The sequence below is a fragment of the Streptomyces sp. NBC_00885 genome, from assembly GCF_045207475.1.
In the GTDB taxonomy this organism is placed as follows: Bacteria; Actinomycetota; Actinomycetes; order Streptomycetales; family Streptomycetaceae; genus Streptomyces.
Genome location: NZ_CP108796.1, coordinates 1,234,228 through 1,248,905 on the forward strand (window position 1 = coordinate 1,234,228; position 14,678 = coordinate 1,248,905).

At 70.7% G+C, this 14,678-nt stretch carries 14 protein-coding genes; 7 read left to right on the forward strand and 7 right to left on the reverse strand.

The window, feature by feature from the left end; translation table 11 throughout:
• Positions 1–68 precede the first annotated feature (68 nt).
• A complete protein-coding gene (locus OHA61_RS05660) occupies positions 69–1,202 on the reverse strand; it encodes a helix-turn-helix domain-containing protein (RefSeq protein WP_406307286.1) in 1,134 nt (377 codons plus the stop codon).
• Between the two features lie 183 nt (positions 1,203–1,385).
• On the opposite strand from OHA61_RS05660, the gene OHA61_RS05665 reads away from it, so the two are divergent.
• The 3 genes from OHA61_RS05665 to OHA61_RS05675 all read left to right on the forward strand — a co-directional run bounded on the left by OHA61_RS05665 (position 1,386) and on the right by OHA61_RS05675 (position 3,994).
• Positions 1,386–2,018, forward strand: coding sequence for a helix-turn-helix domain-containing protein (locus OHA61_RS05665; protein WP_406302029.1), 633 nt, complete (start codon positions 1,386–1,388; stop codon positions 2,016–2,018).
• A gap of 45 nt (positions 2,019–2,063) precedes the next feature.
• Positions 2,064–2,597, forward strand: a complete 534-nt coding sequence (locus tag OHA61_RS05670) for a toxin-antitoxin system, toxin component (RefSeq protein WP_406279914.1) — start codon at positions 2,064–2,066, stop codon at positions 2,595–2,597.
• Positions 2,598–2,743: 146 nt separating this feature from the next.
• Positions 2,744–3,994: an ROK family protein gene (locus tag OHA61_RS05675; RefSeq protein WP_361904622.1), complete on the forward strand. Its 1,251-nt coding sequence runs from the start codon at positions 2,744–2,746 to the stop codon at positions 3,992–3,994.
• Between the two features lie 211 nt (positions 3,995–4,205).
• Here OHA61_RS05675 and xylA read toward each other — a convergent pair whose 3' ends face one another.
• Positions 4,206–5,375, reverse strand: a complete 1,170-nt coding sequence (gene xylA, locus OHA61_RS05680; RefSeq protein ID WP_406307287.1) for a xylose isomerase — start codon at positions 5,373–5,375, stop codon at positions 4,206–4,208.
• Between the two features lie 159 nt (positions 5,376–5,534).
• Between xylA and xylB the strand changes: the two genes are divergently transcribed.
• The gene (xylB, locus tag OHA61_RS05685) at positions 5,535–7,013 is read left to right on the forward strand and encodes a xylulokinase (RefSeq protein ID WP_406302030.1); all 1,479 of its coding nucleotides are present in this window, start codon (positions 5,535–5,537) and stop codon (positions 7,011–7,013) included.
• 73 nt (positions 7,014–7,086) lie between these two features.
• Here the strand turns inward: xylB and OHA61_RS05690 are convergent, their stop codons facing one another.
• The 4 genes from OHA61_RS05690 to OHA61_RS05705 form a co-directional block, all read right to left on the reverse strand.
• On the reverse strand, positions 7,087–8,127 hold the full coding sequence (locus OHA61_RS05690) for a YeiH family protein (RefSeq protein WP_406302032.1): 1,041 nt from the start codon (positions 8,125–8,127) through the stop codon (positions 7,087–7,089).
• On the reverse strand, positions 8,127–8,705 hold the full coding sequence (locus OHA61_RS05695; protein ID WP_406302034.1) for a cysteine dioxygenase: 579 nt from the start codon (positions 8,703–8,705) through the stop codon (positions 8,127–8,129). The genes OHA61_RS05690 and OHA61_RS05695 overlap by 1 nt, the downstream gene beginning before the upstream one ends.
• 91 nt (positions 8,706–8,796) lie before the next feature.
• Entirely contained in the window at positions 8,797–9,702 is a 906-nt protein-coding gene (locus tag OHA61_RS05700; RefSeq protein WP_406302036.1) for a LysR family transcriptional regulator, read from the reverse strand.
• Between the two features lie 101 nt (positions 9,703–9,803).
• Entirely contained in the window at positions 9,804–10,616 is an 813-nt protein-coding gene (locus tag OHA61_RS05705) for an SAM-dependent methyltransferase (RefSeq protein WP_406302037.1), read from the reverse strand.
• A gap of 223 nt (positions 10,617–10,839) precedes the next feature.
• On the opposite strand from OHA61_RS05705, the gene OHA61_RS05710 reads away from it, so the two are divergent.
• Both OHA61_RS05710 and OHA61_RS05715 read left to right on the forward strand, forming a co-directional pair.
• Complete coding sequence (locus tag OHA61_RS05710) at positions 10,840–11,649, forward strand: N-formylglutamate amidohydrolase (RefSeq protein WP_406302038.1); 810 nt, start codon at positions 10,840–10,842, stop codon at positions 11,647–11,649.
• 118 nt (positions 11,650–11,767) lie between these two features.
• Complete coding sequence (locus OHA61_RS05715; protein WP_406302039.1) at positions 11,768–12,994, forward strand: hypothetical protein; 1,227 nt, start codon at positions 11,768–11,770, stop codon at positions 12,992–12,994.
• A 60-nt stretch (positions 12,995–13,054) separates the two neighbouring features.
• Here OHA61_RS05715 and OHA61_RS05720 read toward each other — a convergent pair whose 3' ends face one another.
• Positions 13,055–13,918 carry an SDR family NAD(P)-dependent oxidoreductase gene (locus OHA61_RS05720; RefSeq protein ID WP_406302040.1) on the reverse strand — a complete coding sequence of 288 codons (864 nt, stop codon included), beginning with the start codon at positions 13,916–13,918 and terminating at the stop codon, positions 13,055–13,057.
• A gap of 106 nt (positions 13,919–14,024) precedes the next feature.
• Between OHA61_RS05720 and OHA61_RS05725 the strand changes: the two genes are divergently transcribed.
• A complete protein-coding gene (locus tag OHA61_RS05725; RefSeq protein WP_406302041.1) occupies positions 14,025–14,606 on the forward strand; it encodes a CGNR zinc finger domain-containing protein in 582 nt (193 codons plus the stop codon).
• Positions 14,607–14,678: the final 72 nt, after the last annotated feature.

Below are 14,678 nucleotides of genomic sequence, written 5' to 3' on the forward strand. Positions count from 1 at the left end.
ACACCTTCGGTCAGCGGTTCGGCCGCGAAATTGATCCCAGGTCAGGTTTCCCGGCCGACGCCCGCGCCTCAGCCGCTGGAGACCGCTCGCAGATGCGACTTGCCGCGCCGTACGTCGGGCGAGACGGCGGAGCGTCCCTCGCGCATGACGAGCGTCAGCCGGGTGAATCCCCGGTCCAGCAGGGTCCCGGGGGTCTCGTCGAGGATCCGGCACTCGGTGCGCCCCCACCGGGGATCGGGGTGGTGGAGCGGCCGTACGGCTCCGTCGTGATGCACGGCTGCCGCACCCATGACGCGCATCCAGTGCGGCAGGCCGAAGCGGTAGGCGGCGTCCATGATCGGGTCGCCCGCGATGTCGCCACGAATGGCCTGAAGGACTCGGTCCTCCGGGTAACGCTCCAGGGCCGCGCCGAGCTGCGCCAGCAGGGGAAGGCACCAGCTCGTCTCACGGTCGCCGAGCACCGCACCGGCGTCCGGGTGGAACAGTACGAACCGGAGGAAGTTGTCGCCGGGCATAGCTGTGGGGTGCGGTGCGATGCCGCGGAACAGCGCCGCGAAGGAGTGGTTGGCGTGTGCCACGTTCCAGCGCCGGTCGAGCAGCACCGAAGGCATCGGCACGGCGTCCATCATCACGGCATAGTCGTGCAGGTAGGCCTGGGTTTCGGGGTCCGGCGCAGCACCGGGGTCCGGCTCCCCCGGCGCCGCGGGCACGGTGGGCAGCACGGGTGCGGTCACCGGCGCGAACGGGCGCATGGGCCCGGCCGGGAAGGCCGGACCCGAGGGGCGTGCGGGTCCCAGCGGAAGCGCGGACAGGGACGCTGCCACAGTCCTGTCGGAGGTGGCAGGCGGATCCCGGTCGACGGCGAGACGGAAGAGCCAGCCGCCCTGCTGGTCGCTCATCTCCAGGGCCTTGACCAGGGCACAGAGCCTGTCGTCGGTCCAGTCCTGGGCGGGGGTGCGCTCCCAGTTTCCGTACGCGCCGGTGCTCATCTCGAGCCGGGCGGCCACGTCCTCCACGCTCAGCCCGAGCTCTTCGCGGCGCCGTCTGATGACATCGGTGACGCGCCTCGCCCGGACCGCGCCGCGAGCCGTGCCGAAGTGGCCTCGCCGCCCATGGGCACCGGGTCGTTCCACGCCTGCCTCATATGTCATCGAGAACGCCACCCTCTCGAAGTCCCGGTGCGGCAGGGCCATTTGGATCATCACCGCGTGGGCGATCCTGCTACCCGCACACGACCATGTCAACTATCGTGGCATTGGCCGCCGCTGAGCGCTCAGATCGCGCCACAGCTGTGGCAAGGCCTGGTTACACTTCCCTGAAGCAGTTACTCTCCCGGCAGCCCCCCTGTGTGCGGAGTGACCTCGCGTGATCTAGGAGACCTACTGGTGACAGACGGCTTCTTGGTTCCGGGCCCGACAGCCGCAGGCCCCCTGACGGCATCGATTTCCCGTCTGGCCGAACTCGCGGGCAAGCTCGGTGTGCCTCACAGCGAGGTCTTCGACCTGCATCAGCTCTCCGAGGCCTCCGGCGTCCCCGCCGACGTGGTCGGCGACCTCCTCGACGGCCTGCCCGCCGGCGAACCCGACCTCCAGGCGCGCTTTCTGCAGCGCTTCGATCTGCTGCGCAGGACGCGGCTCAAGCCCAACGGCCGCCGCTACACCCAGCAGGAGATCGCCGACGGCGCGGGCATGTCGCGGCAGCAGGCGGGGGCCCTCATCAACGGCGACCGCCGACCGACCATGGAGCACTGCGACGCCATTCAGCGCTTCTTCAAGGTCCACGCCGGATTCCTCACCGCCGAGGACGCCGACGCCCTCGACGGCGCCCTCCAGCGCACCGAGCAGACGCTGCTGCACGACTACGCCGGCGACAGCGACCCGCTGGAGCGTCTGCTGCAGGACCATGGGGTACGGGGCATCGCCTGGCGCGCGGCCCAGCTCCCCACCGACAAGCACCGCGACAAGGTCACCGAATGGCTCGACATGCTCCTGGAGAGCGTCAAGCCGACGGAGTCCTGAAGTGAACCCTGCACCGACGGGAGAACGGTGAACAAAGGCAAAGAGATGCGGCGGTTGTGCGGCGAACTGATCGCCGGAATCGACCTGCCCGTCCCCGCGGAACCGACGGACCTCTACGCCACCCTGTGCGCCAGGATGAGCGGCCGACGCGGCCGGCCGGTCCAGTTCCGCATGGCCTCTTTCCCCCCGGGAACCGCGAGCGGGCTCTGGCTCGACATGGCGGACCAGGACCTCATCGTCATCGAGGAACGCACCGCCCCCGACCACCAACTGGTCATCCTCGGCCACGAGTTGTGGCACATGCAGGCCGGTCACTGCAGCCACCACGTCGAAGGGGCGGCCGTCGCGGCACGACTGCTGAACGACGGAGCCGACCTGCAGGACACCGTCCTGAAGGTCGCGGCCCGTACGCACTTCGACGTCGCCGAGGAGAACGAGGCGGAGAGCTTCGGTCTGCTGCTGAGCTCCAAGTGCCGTTCACTGCTCACGAGTTCGCCCGCCCACGGTCCCCTGCCCGGCCTGGATGTCATCGAGGGCCGCATCGAGGCGTCGCTGGGATACCGAAAGCCGCAGGGCTGATGCGTGGAAGGCCTGGACCTCTGCATATCGGGCTTCGCGTTCGCCAGTCGGCTGCACGGATTCAGCCACGTCGGGCGTGACCCGCTGCTGCGGTCCGTGAGCGCACTGCGCCCGGTGGCAGAACTCGAGTCCGATCCGGCGGGCCCGTGAGTGGGAACGGCCCCGGGAACCATCCACCGCTGGAGCCCAAGGCCGACCGGGAAACGGTACGACGGCACAACCTCAGCCTGGTGCTGCGGGCGGTCCGCGACGCGGGCGAGGTGACCCGGGCCGGGGTCTCGGCGCGGGTGGGGCTGACCCGCGCGGCCGTCTCCTCCCTGGTCGAGCAGCTGCTGGACAGCGGGTTCCTGACGGAATCGGGCAAGACCTTCAGCGGTCAGGCGGGCCGTCCGGGCACGGTGCTGAAGGTGGCCCGTACCGGAGTCGCGGGCATCGGGGTCGAGATCAACGTCGACTATGTCGCGGTGTGCGTGGTCGACCTGGCGGGCACCGACCGGGTGCGGCTGGTCGAGCACATCGACAACAGGGGCGCGCCGCCCGAGCGGGTGCTGGACCGGGCCGCCGTGATCGCCGCCCGGGCGTTGGTGTCCGCGGCCGAGCAGGAACTGCACCCGGTCGGAGCCCAGTTGGCGCTGCCGGGCCTCGTCTCGGCCGGAACCGTCCGGTACGCGCCCAACCTCGGCTGGACGCGCGTCGCGGCCGAGGGCCCGTTCGCCGAGGCGCTTGCCGCGCTGCGTCCGGCGCAGCCCGTTCTGCCGGTGCGGTCGGAGAACGAGGCCAATGTGGCGGCCCTGGCTGAGCTGTGGTTCGGGGGCCTCGGCGACGTACGCAGCTTCCTGTACCTGACGGGGGAGATCGGGGTCGGCGGCGCGCTCGTCCTGAACGGTGAGCTGCTGCGCGGTGCGCACGGTTTCGCCGGTGAGATCGGCCATGTCGTGGTGTCCCCTGACGGCCCCGACTGCCGCTGCGGCTCGCGCGGCTGCCTGGAGCAGTACGCGGGGCAGTCGGCGCTGCTGCGGGCCGCGGGCCTCGACGAGCACAGTGGCGCACGGGGCGTGGCGCAGCTGGAACGGCGGGCCCGCGCGGGCGACGAGCGCGCGGTGTCGGCCCTCCGCCGGGCCGGCCTCATGCTGGGCCGGGTGCTGTCCGGCGCGGTGAACCTCTTCGACCCGGACGCGGTGGTGCTCGGCGGGATCTATCCGCCGCTGCTGCCGTGGCTGGCGCCACCGGCCGACGGCGAGCTGTCGGCCCGGGTGGTCTCGGGCCTGTGGCCCGAGACCGCGGGCCGCCTGCGTGCCGCGTCCCCGGCGGCGGACGCGGCACGGGGTGCGGCGGCGCTGGTGGTACGGGACGTGCTGGGGGACCCGGTGCGGTACGCCGCACGGGCGGCGGGGTAGGCGCAGCGGTGGTGCGGGTCGCCTGCGGCGGGCCTGTTCCCCACCCCGCCCCTTCCCGAACCGGGGGCAAGCCCCCAGACCTCCGGAGGGCCTTCGGCCGTGTACTCAAACGCGGGACGGGCTGAAATGTGCGGCCGAGCCGCACCATCAGCCCCTCCGGCGTTTGAGGAGCGGGGTCCGGGGCGGAGCCCCGGCGGAAGGCCCGCCGCCCTCAACGCACCCCCAGCAGGTGGTCCAGCGCCAACTGGTCCAGCTCCTCGAACGCCATCCCCCGCTCCGCCGCCGCCTCCACATCGAACTCCTCGAACGCGGACCGGTCCGCCAGCAGCCCGGACAGCCCGTCCTCAGCCGTGGAGCGGCAGAGTTCGTCCAGGCGCGCCGCCCGCAGCGCCTCCCTGACCGCGGGGTCCGCGCGGAACGCCGCAGCCCGTTCCCGCAGAATGAGGTAGTTGCGCATACAGCCCGCCGCCGACGCCCACACCCCATCCGCGTCCTCCGTCCTCGGCGGCTTGAAGTCGAAGTGCCTCGGGCCCTCGTAACCGCAGGTCTCCAGCAGGTCGACCAGCCAGAAGGCGGACCGCAGATCGCCCGCGCCGAAGCGCAGGTCCTGGTCGTACTTGATGCCGTTCTGCCCGTTGAGGTCGATGTGGAAGAGCTTGCCCGCCCACAGCGCCTGGGCGACGGAGTGCGTGAAGTTCAGCCCGGCCATCTGCTCGTGGCCGACCTCGGGGTTGACTCCGTACAGCTCGGGCCGCTCCAGCTGTTCGATGAAGGCCAGCGCATGGCCGACCGTCGGCAGCAGGATGTCGCCGCGCGGCTCGTTCGGCTTGGGCTCGATGGCGAAGCGCAGCTCGTAGCCCTGCTCGGTGACGTACTCCCCCAGCAGGTCGAAGGCTTCCTTCATCCGGTCCAGCGCGGTGCGCACATCCTTCGCCGCGCCCGACTCCGCGCCTTCGCGGCCGCCCCAGGCGACATAGGTGCGCGCCCCGAGCTCGGCGGCCAGGTCGATGGTGCGCATGGTCTTGCGCAGCGCGTACCGGCGTACGTCGCGGTCGTTGGCGGTGAAACCGCCGTCCTTGAACACGGGGTGGGTGAAGAGATTGGTCGTGGCCATGGGCACGACCATGCCGGTGGCGTCCAGCGCCTGCCGGAAGCGTTTGACGTGCGACTCGCGCTCGGACTCGGAGGCGCCGAAGGGGATCAGGTCGTTGTCGTGGAAGGTGACGCCGTACGCGCCGAGTGAGGCGAGCCGCTGTACGGACTCGACGGGGTCCAGTGGCGGGCGGGTCGCGTCCCCGAACGGGTCTCTGCCCTGCCAGCCGACCGTCCAGAGGCCGAAGCTGAACTTGTCGTCGGGGGTGGGAGTGAAGCCTTGCGCCATGGTCATGACCGCCTTCGAACCCTGGTTTGTTTGCTGGCCTTACTAATGATGCATACCCCCTCTCGATCGCAGTAGCCCCCAACACCTGTTCGCGCACGACCGCTTGACGTAATTTGTTCGGCGAACGGCCAAATAGGCCGGGAGGGAGAGGTGGGGACCATGCCCGCGCAGCAGGTGGTCATCGGTGTGGACAGCTCGACCCAGTCCGCCAAGGCCGCGTTCATCGACGCCGCCACCGGCCGCCCGCTCGCCGTCGGCCGGGCTCCGCACCAGGTCGGGGGCGAGGGCGGCGCACGCGAGAGCGACCCCGAGGTGTGGTGGTACGCGCTGCGCGAGGCCGTCTCCGCCGGGTTCAAGGAGTCGGGCCTGCCCGCGTCCGCCGTCACCGGTATCGCGGTGGCGGGCCAGCAGCACGGCCTGGTGGTCCTCGACCGGGCCGGACGTCCGGTCCGTCCCGCGCTGCTGTGGAACGACACCCGTTCGGCCCCGCAGGCGGCCGCCCTCACCGAGGCGCTCGGCGGGCCCGATGCCTGGACCGCCCGTACCGGATCGGTACCGGTCGCCTCCATGACGGCGGCCAAGTGGCAGTGGCTGCGCGAGAACGAACCACGGGCCGCCAAGGCGGCCGCCGCCGTATGCCTCCCCCACGACTTCCTCACCGAACGGCTTGCGGGCACCGCGGCCACCGACCCCGGTGACGCCTCGGGCACCTGCTGGTACTCCACCGCCACCGGCGCGTACGACCCGGACGTCCTTCAACACATCGGCTTGGACGCCGACTTGCTGCCTCCGGTGGCCGCGACCGGAGCCGTACGCATCGGCTCGCTGACCGACACCGCGGCAGCCGACCTCGGCCTGCCCGCGGGCATCGCCGTCGCCGCGGGCACCGGCGACAACATGGCCGCCGCGGTGGGCCTCGGTCTCGGCGGCGCGGGGCTTCTCGACCACCCGGCCCTCAGCCTCGGCACCTCGGGCACCGTCTTCGCGGCCAGCCGCACCCGGCCCGCCTCCCCGGCGCTCGCCGGGTTCGCCGCGACCGACGGTACGTATCTGCCGCTGGCCTGCACTCTGAACTGCACGCTCGCCGTCGACAAGATCGCGACCCTGCTGGGCCTCGGCCGTGACGCCGCCGAGGCGGGCGGCGAGGTCGTGCTGCTGCCCTATCTCGACGGGGAGCGCACCCCCGATCTGCCCGCGGCTTCCGGCCTGCTCACCGGCCTTCGCCACACCACCACCCGCCAGCAGCTCCTCGGCGCGGCCTACGAGGGCGCGGTGGTGACGGTGCTGCGCGCGCTGGACGAAGTGCTCCGCGCCTGCGGCCTCGACCCGGCCGACGAGGAGGTGGCGGCCCGCCCGCTGCGCCTGGTGGGCGGCGGAGCGAAGGGTCGACACTGGGTGGAGACCGTGCGCCGCCTCTCCGGCCGCCCGCTGCTGATCCCTCAGAGCGGCGAGCTCGTGGCCCTCGGCGCGGCGGCCCTCGCGGCGGGAGCCGCGACGGGCGAAGACCCGGTCGCCCTGGCGGGCAGCTGGCGGGGCAGCGGCGATGCTGTCGAACTCCCGCCGGTGGAACGGGACATGGAGACCTGGGAGCGGGTCACCGCCGTACTGGAGAAAGCGGCGCCGACGCTGCTCGCCTAGGGAGTGTCGTCAAAGTAGCGTCGTCCGCCCGCCGGGCAGACGGGACTTTGACGACACGACCTAGCGCCGGACCTCAGCCCATGACCAGCAGGACTCCCGTGTACGAGACCCCCGCCACGACCACCCACGCGCTCAGCCCCAGCGCCGCGACCCGCGCGCCCGTGCGCGTCAGGGACGGCAGGTCGACCGCGCTGCCCAGACCGAACAGCGCGGCGGCGAGCAGGAGTTCCTGTGCGTGCTGGGCCGCGTCGATGGCCGACGTCGGCAGCAGGCCCGTACTGCGCAGGGCCACCATCGCCAGGAAGCCGACCACGAAGAGCGGGACGAGCGGCAGCCGCTTCCGCGCCGTCGCAGCGCCGCGCCGTCTGTGTCGTACGGACAAGGCCACCGCCGCGACGAGCGGTGCGAGCAGCGCCACCCGCATCAGCTTGACCAGGACCGCCTCGGCGAGCGCGTCGGGTCCCGCGGTCTGCGCGGTGGCCACGACCTGCCCCACGTCGTGGACGCTCGCGCCGACCCAGCGTCCGAACTCCGCGTCGCCGAGCCCCAACGGCTGCTGCAGCAGCGGCAGTACGGCGATGGCGAGAGTTCCGCACAGCGTCACCAGCGCCACGGACGTCGCGGCGTCGCGCTCGTCGCTGTCCGTCGCCTCGCTCACCGCGCCGATCGCGGACGCACCGCAGATGGAGTATCCGGCGGCGATCAACAGCGGCTGATCGCCCGGGAGCCCCATCCGGCGGCCCAGCCACCAGGTGCCCAGGAAGGTCGCGGCGACGACGCCGAGCACCATGGTGACCGTCGCCCAGCCGAGGCCGAGCACGTCGTCCAGGCTCAGCTTCAGCCCGAGCAGCACGATACCGACGCGCATCAGGCGCTTCGCGGCGTACGAGAGTCCCGGGCGGGCCGCTCCCCGGACCAGGGTGCGTGCGCCCGGCAGATGCGCCGCCACGATTCCCAGGACCACGGCGGCGGTCAGCATCGGTATGTCCGGCAGGAGTTGGTGGACGGACCAGGCGACGGCGACGGCGGACGCGGCGAGCGCGAGTCCGGGCAGGATGCGGGGCGCGGCCGCGGAAGGGGGTGCCTTGGCCGCCCGTTCCCTCAGCAGCGCCATCAGCGGTCGGCCGGCAGCTCGTAGACCCGCCGGACGCTGGTACCCAGGCGCGAGATGTCCGCCCCGTACACATGAAGGGAGATCGCCCGGCCGGGTCCCGCGTTCCAGACCCGGTGGATGTCGCCGGGCGGCGCGAATCCGCAGACCTCGCCCTGCCCGTTGACGACATCGCCGGTGGCGACGAGGCGGGCGGCCGCGCCGGTGGCCTGGGACGGGAGGAGACGGTAGCGCCGCTCGTACTCCTCGCCCTCGTGCACACCGGTGGTGCACCACGACACATGGTCGTGCACGGACGTCCCCTGGCCGGGCAGCCAGACCAGCGCGACGATCGAGAAGCTTCCGTCGTGTTCTGCGTGCAGCAGATGCTGGCGGTAGCGGGCGGGGTCGCTCTCGCACTGCTCGGAGGTGAGCAGATCGTCCGCGCCGAGATGCGGTGCGAGGCGCTCGCCGACCAGATACGCCGTCAGGTCCGGCGGCAGGCCTCTCCCGACGGCCTCGCGCACGTCGGCGATCAGCACGTCGAGACGGTCGGTCGTGCGGGCGGTCGTGAAGGCGGTCGTACCGGTCGAGAGGGTCATACGGGCAGAGTCGAGCCGCCCGACCCATCACGTCCAACGACGGTTTCTTGGCGACTTCCCAAGCTCCGCTTATGGGTGAGACGCCGCTGTCTCAGCAGCCGATCTTGTTCGCCGCGACCTTCTTCAGCTCGTCGAGTACCCGCGCCGTCGCCGGTATCCGCAGATGCTCTTTCAGGACATACGCCGAGATCTGCCGCCGGGAAGCGGGTTGCAGCGGCCGTCCGGTGACTTTGCGGTGGCAGAGGAAGTTCAGTACGAGCGCCGGGATCATGGCGACACCGAGCCCTTCCGCGACCAGGCTCTGCACCACGAGATTGTCGTCGGTCGTGAACGCGATGTCCGGGGCGAACCCCTGCTCGCCGCATTCGTGCAGGAGATTGGCTCGGCAGCGCAGACACCCGGCTATCCAGCGCTCCTGCGCCAGATCCGCCAGCTGCACGGCTCTGCGCCGCGCCAGCGGATGCCCGGTCGGCAGCAGCACCGTCAACTGGTCCTCCAGGAGCGGGATCTCCACCATCTCGTCCGGCACCTCTTCATGCAGGCCGGGATAGGTGAAGGCGAGCGTGATGTCGCACTCCCCGCCCACCAGGCGATGGAGCGACTCCGGCGGTTCGCTCTCCAGCAGGTCGACGCGCACCCCGGGGTGGGCGGCGGCGAGGCGGGCCATCGCCTCCGGAATGAGGGTGGCGTTGGCGCTGGGGAACGCGCAGACGCGGACCCTTCCCGCACGCAGCCGGGTCAGCGCGCTCATCTGCTGCCGGGCCGCGGACATGTTGTCGAGGATGACCGTGGCATGCCGCGACAGGGCCTCGCCCGCTTCGGTGAGACGCATATTGCGGCCGACCCGGATGAACAGCGGTGTACCGACGTCCCGTTCCAGAGACTTCATCTGCTGGGTGATCGCCGGTTGCGTATAGCCCAGGGTGCGGGCGGCCGCCGAGTACGAACCGGCCCTGACCACTTCATGGAACGTTCTGATGTGCCGGGAATCGAACACATCTGAATCATAAGCAGAATTTGGGTACCCCGGGGTGCCTGCCGTTCCCTTGGCCGGTATACGCCGCCGATATACCCCGCGGACGACCGCTACCGCCACGGCTACGCCTTGCGCGCCACTCCCGCGTAGAGCGAGGCCGCCTCGTTCCCCTCGGTGACCTCTTCCACTCCCAGCTCGGGGTGCCATCGCGTCAGCTGGACGATGCCGGGCTCCGTCAGCTCAAGCCCCTCGAAGAAGCGGCCCACCTCGTCGCGCGAGCGCGGCACCAGGGTGACGCCGCCCGCCGCGTACATGTCGACGCCACGCTGGACGGCGAGCGGGTCGAAGTCGGCGGTGAGCTGGGACAGTACGAGATAGCTGCCGGACGGCAGCGCGTCCACGAGCTGACCCACCAGCTCGTACGGACCGGCCTCGTCGGCGACGAAGTGCAGCAGCGCCACCAGCGAGAGCGCGATCGGCTGCTCGAAGTCGAGGACCTTTCTGGCCTGTTCAAGTATGCGCCCGGGCTCGCGCACATCGGCCTGGATGTAGTCGGTCACGCCCTCGGAAGTGCTGCGCAGCAACGCCTCCGCGTGGGTGAGCACGATCGGATCGTTGTCGGTGTAGACGACGCGGGACTCGGGCGCCACGCCCTGGGCTATCTGGTGCAGATTGGGCTCGGTGGGAATGCCGGTGCCGATGTCGAGGTACTGGCGTATGCCCGCCTCGCCCGCCATCCATCGGGTGACGCGGTGCATGAACCACCTGTTGGTCTGGGCGACATGCTTGGCGCGGTTGTCGATACTCATGATGTGGCGGCCCAGTTGCTCGTCGACCGGGTAGTTGTCCTTGCCGCCCAGGAACCAGTCGTACACCCGGGCCGGATGCGGCTTGCTGGTGTCGATCCTGGGGACGGCCGGCTCGCTCCCGGTCATGAGGCGCTCCCTGGATGGTCAGGAATTGTGCTTCGTCGATCATGTGATCCTCGCAGGTGGAGGAACCACGGGCAAGCAACTCTCCGCCCAGGGCGAGCAGTTGGGCGAGGTCCGTCGGCCGGGGGCAGTTGCGCTCTTCCAGGAGGTGAGAATCGCCGGTACGTCCTGCTCCGGCTTCGTAGAATGCTCGTCGATCTCCGCACGCCCGGCAGGAAGGACCACGATGTCCCACGAGCCCCCGCCCTTCCGGCTTCTTCCCGGCGCCGACCACTCCCCGGTCCTTCTGCATGTCCCGCACTCCGCACGAGTCATCCCCGCGCCGGTGCGCAGCGGCATCGAGCTGGACGACGCGGCGCTTGAGCGGGAGCTCGACCACATCACCGACGCCCACACCGCGGAGATCGCCGCCGCCGCGGCAGAGGCCGCGCCCGTCGCCCCCTGGCGGTTCGTCAACGCGCTTTCCCGCCTGGTCATCGACCCCGAGCGGTTTCCCGACGAGCGGGAGGAGATGCTGGCCGTCGGCATGGGCGCCGTCTATACCCACACCACGCACGGCGAGCGGCTGCGCTCACCGGATGTGGACCTTCAGCCCCTGATCGACTGCTATTTCCGTCCGTACGCGAAGGCGATGACCGCGGCGGTCGGCGAGCGGCTGGCGGCCACCGGACGCGCTGTCGTCATCGACATCCACTCGTATCCGACCGAGCCGCTGCCCTACGAGCTGCACGGCGAGAGCCCGCGGCCGCCGATCTGCCTGGGCGCCGACGACTTCCACACTCCGCCGGAGCTCGTCGCCCTGGCCGAGAAGGCGTTCGCCGGGCTGGGCAGCACTGCGGTGAACACGCCCTTCGCCGGTACGTATGTGCCGCTGAAGTACTACGGCAAGGACCCTCGCGTCAGCGCGCTGATGATCGAGATCCGCAGGGACCTCTACATGACGGAGCCGGGCGGCCCGGCAGGCCCCGGCCTCGCAGCGCTGGCACGCGCGGTGGCCGATCTGGTCGGTCACGCGGGCGGGACGAGGGTCGTGTAGCGGTCGGGACCATCCCGGTCGCCTTTGGCCGATCGGCGGTCTCTTGCACAGCAACCTCCTTGGCGGAGCTCCAAAAATCCCTGGTGACTCTGCTGCGCGTCGGGCAGGCTCCGCATTGATGAGTAACGAATCAGCGGGTGACCAGGCGTACGCGCCGGTGGACTCGCTCAAAGGACTTCTGCAACGAGGCCGGGGGCTGGGCGCGCTACGTGCGATGGACGATCCGGCGACAGCACGCGAGTTGGTGTACGGCAAGGTCCGGCAGGACTGGCGGTGGGATTCGGTGGACGACCGCTGCCTCTATCTGGCGCGCTTGATCCAGGAATTGGGACTGGCGCTGGATCCGGTGATCGCCGTGCTGGCAGGTGACGAGGACGACTGCGAGCGGGCCACCGGCATTCTGGAACTGCTGGCCGTGTCGGGTTCGGCCGAGGCCCGCGATGCCCTGCGGGCCTACGTCCAGGAGGGCGAGCACTGGGTGGACGTCCTTGAGTCGGTGGCCCGGATCTGGCCGATGGAGTGGTGGAACGACCTGGCCGGCGTCGCACGTGCCCGGCTGAGCGGCGAGGAACGACTGCTGTGGCGCTCCGAGCCCTGGGTGTCCTGGGGGACGGGGTACGAGACGTCCGCACATCCGCGCCCGCAAAGGAGGCACACCGTCGAGCTGGGTCCGAGCCGTCGCCGACTGCTGTCCGTACTCGCCGACGCGGACACGGCCGACGGTGCGAAGGCCGAGGCACTGCACACCTTGTCCGGTCGCCCGCCGGAGCCGGACCTGATCCCGCTGGTGCCCGGCCTTGGGACGGTGGACGGCAGGTGGCCACTGCCCTGGCTCAGTCGCGCGGTCGAGCGACTCGGCGCCCTCGCCGTACCGGAGGCGCGCGCATGGGCGGCGGACGAGCGAGACTGGTTGTCCTGGACCGGAATCCGGGTTCTGGCCGAACACGGCGAAACCCAGGACCTGCCCGCGCTGATACGTGAACTCGCCGCCCACGAGGAGGCGCGCCAGTGGTGCGGGCCAGACCGGCTGGCCGCCGGTCTGGCCCGCTTCGGGCCGGCGGCCGCGGAAGCCACGCCGGTACTGCGCCGATTCTGGCTGCACACCCCGCACTCCTACGAACGACCGGCCTACCTGAAGGCACTGGCGGCCATCGACCCGGCCGGGCTTGACTGGGCGTACACCGAGTCGCTCTGGGACTGCGAATCGAACGCCCGCCTGCTGGGCATCGCCTCCGCACCCGACGATCCGCGAGTCAGCCAGCGGCTCACCCAGCTCCGCGACGACCCGATGGAGGAGCCCGAGGTAAGGACGGCCGCAGGCGGCCGCCTGGCAGGCAGGCGTTGATCGTCCAGACATGCCGGTTGTCACCTGGGTCAAAATCCGGTCGCAGCCAGGCCCGATCGGTCAGGACTCCTGGAGAGCGGCGTCCACGCCCCGGGTAACGCCGGTCCAGTCGTCCACTTCGCGCAGGCGGGCGGCGAGGGCGCCGCGAATGCCGTCCTCCGCTGCGCGTCCCAGGGCGAGACGCAGGGGCGGCTGCTCGGCGTCGACGGCTGTGATGACGGCCGCGGCGACTCGGGCGGGATCGAGGAACGCTTCAGGGGACAGTTCACCGAGCGAGCTCTGGACTGCGCGCACGGTCCGGTCGTAGTCGGGGGTGGGCTCGGCGAAGACCAGGTGGGACAGGAAGCCGGTCCCCATGTAGCCCGGCTCGATCAGCGTGAGCTTGATGTCCAGGGGGGCGAGCTCGGCAGCCAGTGCGTCGGAGAGTCCTTCGAGCGCGTACTTGCCGGCGGCGAGCAGGCCGACGCCCGGGTGCGCCAACTGCCCGTAGAGCGAGGATCCCTGGAGGATGTGGCCCGATCTCTGCCCTCGCAGGACGGGCAGCGTCGCGCGCAGCACGTTCAGCGGGCCGAAGACGTTGGTGTCGAAGATGGCTCTGGCCTGTGCGTCAGTCGCCTCCTCGACGGCGCCGAACAGTCCGTATCCCGCGACATTGGCGACCACGTCGATGCGGCCGAAGGCGGCGAGGGTCTGCTCGACGGCGCGGTGGGCCGCGCTTTCGTCTCGGACGTCGAGTGCGAGCGCGATGACCTGGCCGGGGTAGCGGTCGACGAGGTCGGCGAGCGACTCCGTGCGGCGGGCAGTGGCCGCGACGCGGTCGCCGCGGTCGAGGGCGGTGATCGCCAGTGCGCGACCGAGGCCCTGAGAGGAGCCGGTGATGAACCAGGTGCGGGTAGCGTTCGAGGTGTCACTGTCGTTCGTCATGGTTAGGACCATAAGCATTTAGCTCATAACTAGCAAGCGCGCTGGCACCCAGATGTCTATGCCTGACAGCAATGACGCCTCACTCACCTCGGGTACTGTGAGGTTCATGGCCATGGATGCAAACCGGACTGCGCTCAGCCCTTCGGAGGCGGCGGAGGTCGTACTCACCTTCGTCAACACCCGTGCGATCGACGGCAGTCGTGAGGAACTCCTCGACGGTGCCGCCTTCTCGCGGTGGTTGCGGAAGGAGGACCTGATCGACTCCGCATCGCTGGTCACGGATGCCGATGCCGCCGCCGCCCGTGAGCTGAGGGACGCCTTGGTCCTCGTCCTGCTGGCCCATGCGGGCGAGCAGGACGAGGCGGGCCGGGCCGGAGCCGAGGAGTATCTGCGCCGCAGTGCGGAGCTGTATCCCCTGGCTCCTGTCATCACCGCCTCGGGCGTACACCTCGCGCCCACCCAGAGCGGCGTACCGGGCGCGCTCGCAAAGATGCTCGCCGCAGCATCCGACGTAGCCCTGCGCGGCTCCTGGATGCGACTCAAGGCATGCCGGAACCCGCCGTGCCATCTCGGGTTCTACGACCGGACGCGCAACTCCTCCGCGGCCTACTGCAGCCCGAATCGATGCGGAGCCCAGGTCGCCATGCGTACCTACCGCAGCCGCAAGGCGAAGGAGGGAAACTGCTAGCCGGGCCCCGAGGACCTGCGCTTCGTCGGCTACCGCCCAGGATTCCTGGACGCGGACCGTGTCCTGGCCGCC

What these genes read in the sequence shown, in the direction of transcription:
- OHA61_RS05690 (WP_406302032.1), bottom strand. Translation starts at nt 8,127, where the DNA reads ATGGCGCTGCTGAGGGAACGGGCGGCCAAGGCACCCCCTTCCGCGGCC.
- OHA61_RS05715 (WP_406302039.1), top strand. Translation starts at nt 11,768, where the DNA reads ATGAGTAACGAATCAGCGGGTGACCAGGCGTACGCGCCGGTGGACTCG.
- OHA61_RS05695 (WP_406302034.1), bottom strand. Translation starts at nt 8,705, where the DNA reads ATGACCCTCTCGACCGGTACGACCGCCTTCACGACCGCCCGCACGACC.
- OHA61_RS05705 (WP_406302037.1), bottom strand. Translation starts at nt 10,616, where the DNA reads ATGACCGGGAGCGAGCCGGCCGTCCCCAGGATCGACACCAGCAAGCCG.
- OHA61_RS05670 (WP_406279914.1), top strand. Translation starts at nt 2,064, where the DNA reads ATGCGGCGGTTGTGCGGCGAACTGATCGCCGGAATCGACCTGCCCGTC.
- xylA (WP_406307287.1), bottom strand. Translation starts at nt 5,375, where the DNA reads ATGGCGCAAGGCTTCACTCCCACCCCCGACGACAAGTTCAGCTTCGGC.
- OHA61_RS05710 (WP_406302038.1), top strand. Translation starts at nt 10,840, where the DNA reads ATGTCCCACGAGCCCCCGCCCTTCCGGCTTCTTCCCGGCGCCGACCAC.
- OHA61_RS05725 (WP_406302041.1), top strand. Translation starts at nt 14,025, where the DNA reads ATGGCCATGGATGCAAACCGGACTGCGCTCAGCCCTTCGGAGGCGGCG.
- xylB (WP_406302030.1), top strand. Translation starts at nt 5,535, where the DNA reads ATGCCCGCGCAGCAGGTGGTCATCGGTGTGGACAGCTCGACCCAGTCC.
- OHA61_RS05660 (WP_406307286.1), bottom strand. Translation starts at nt 1,202, where the DNA reads ATGATCCAAATGGCCCTGCCGCACCGGGACTTCGAGAGGGTGGCGTTC.
- OHA61_RS05720 (WP_406302040.1), bottom strand. Translation starts at nt 13,918, where the DNA reads ATGACGAACGACAGTGACACCTCGAACGCTACCCGCACCTGGTTCATC.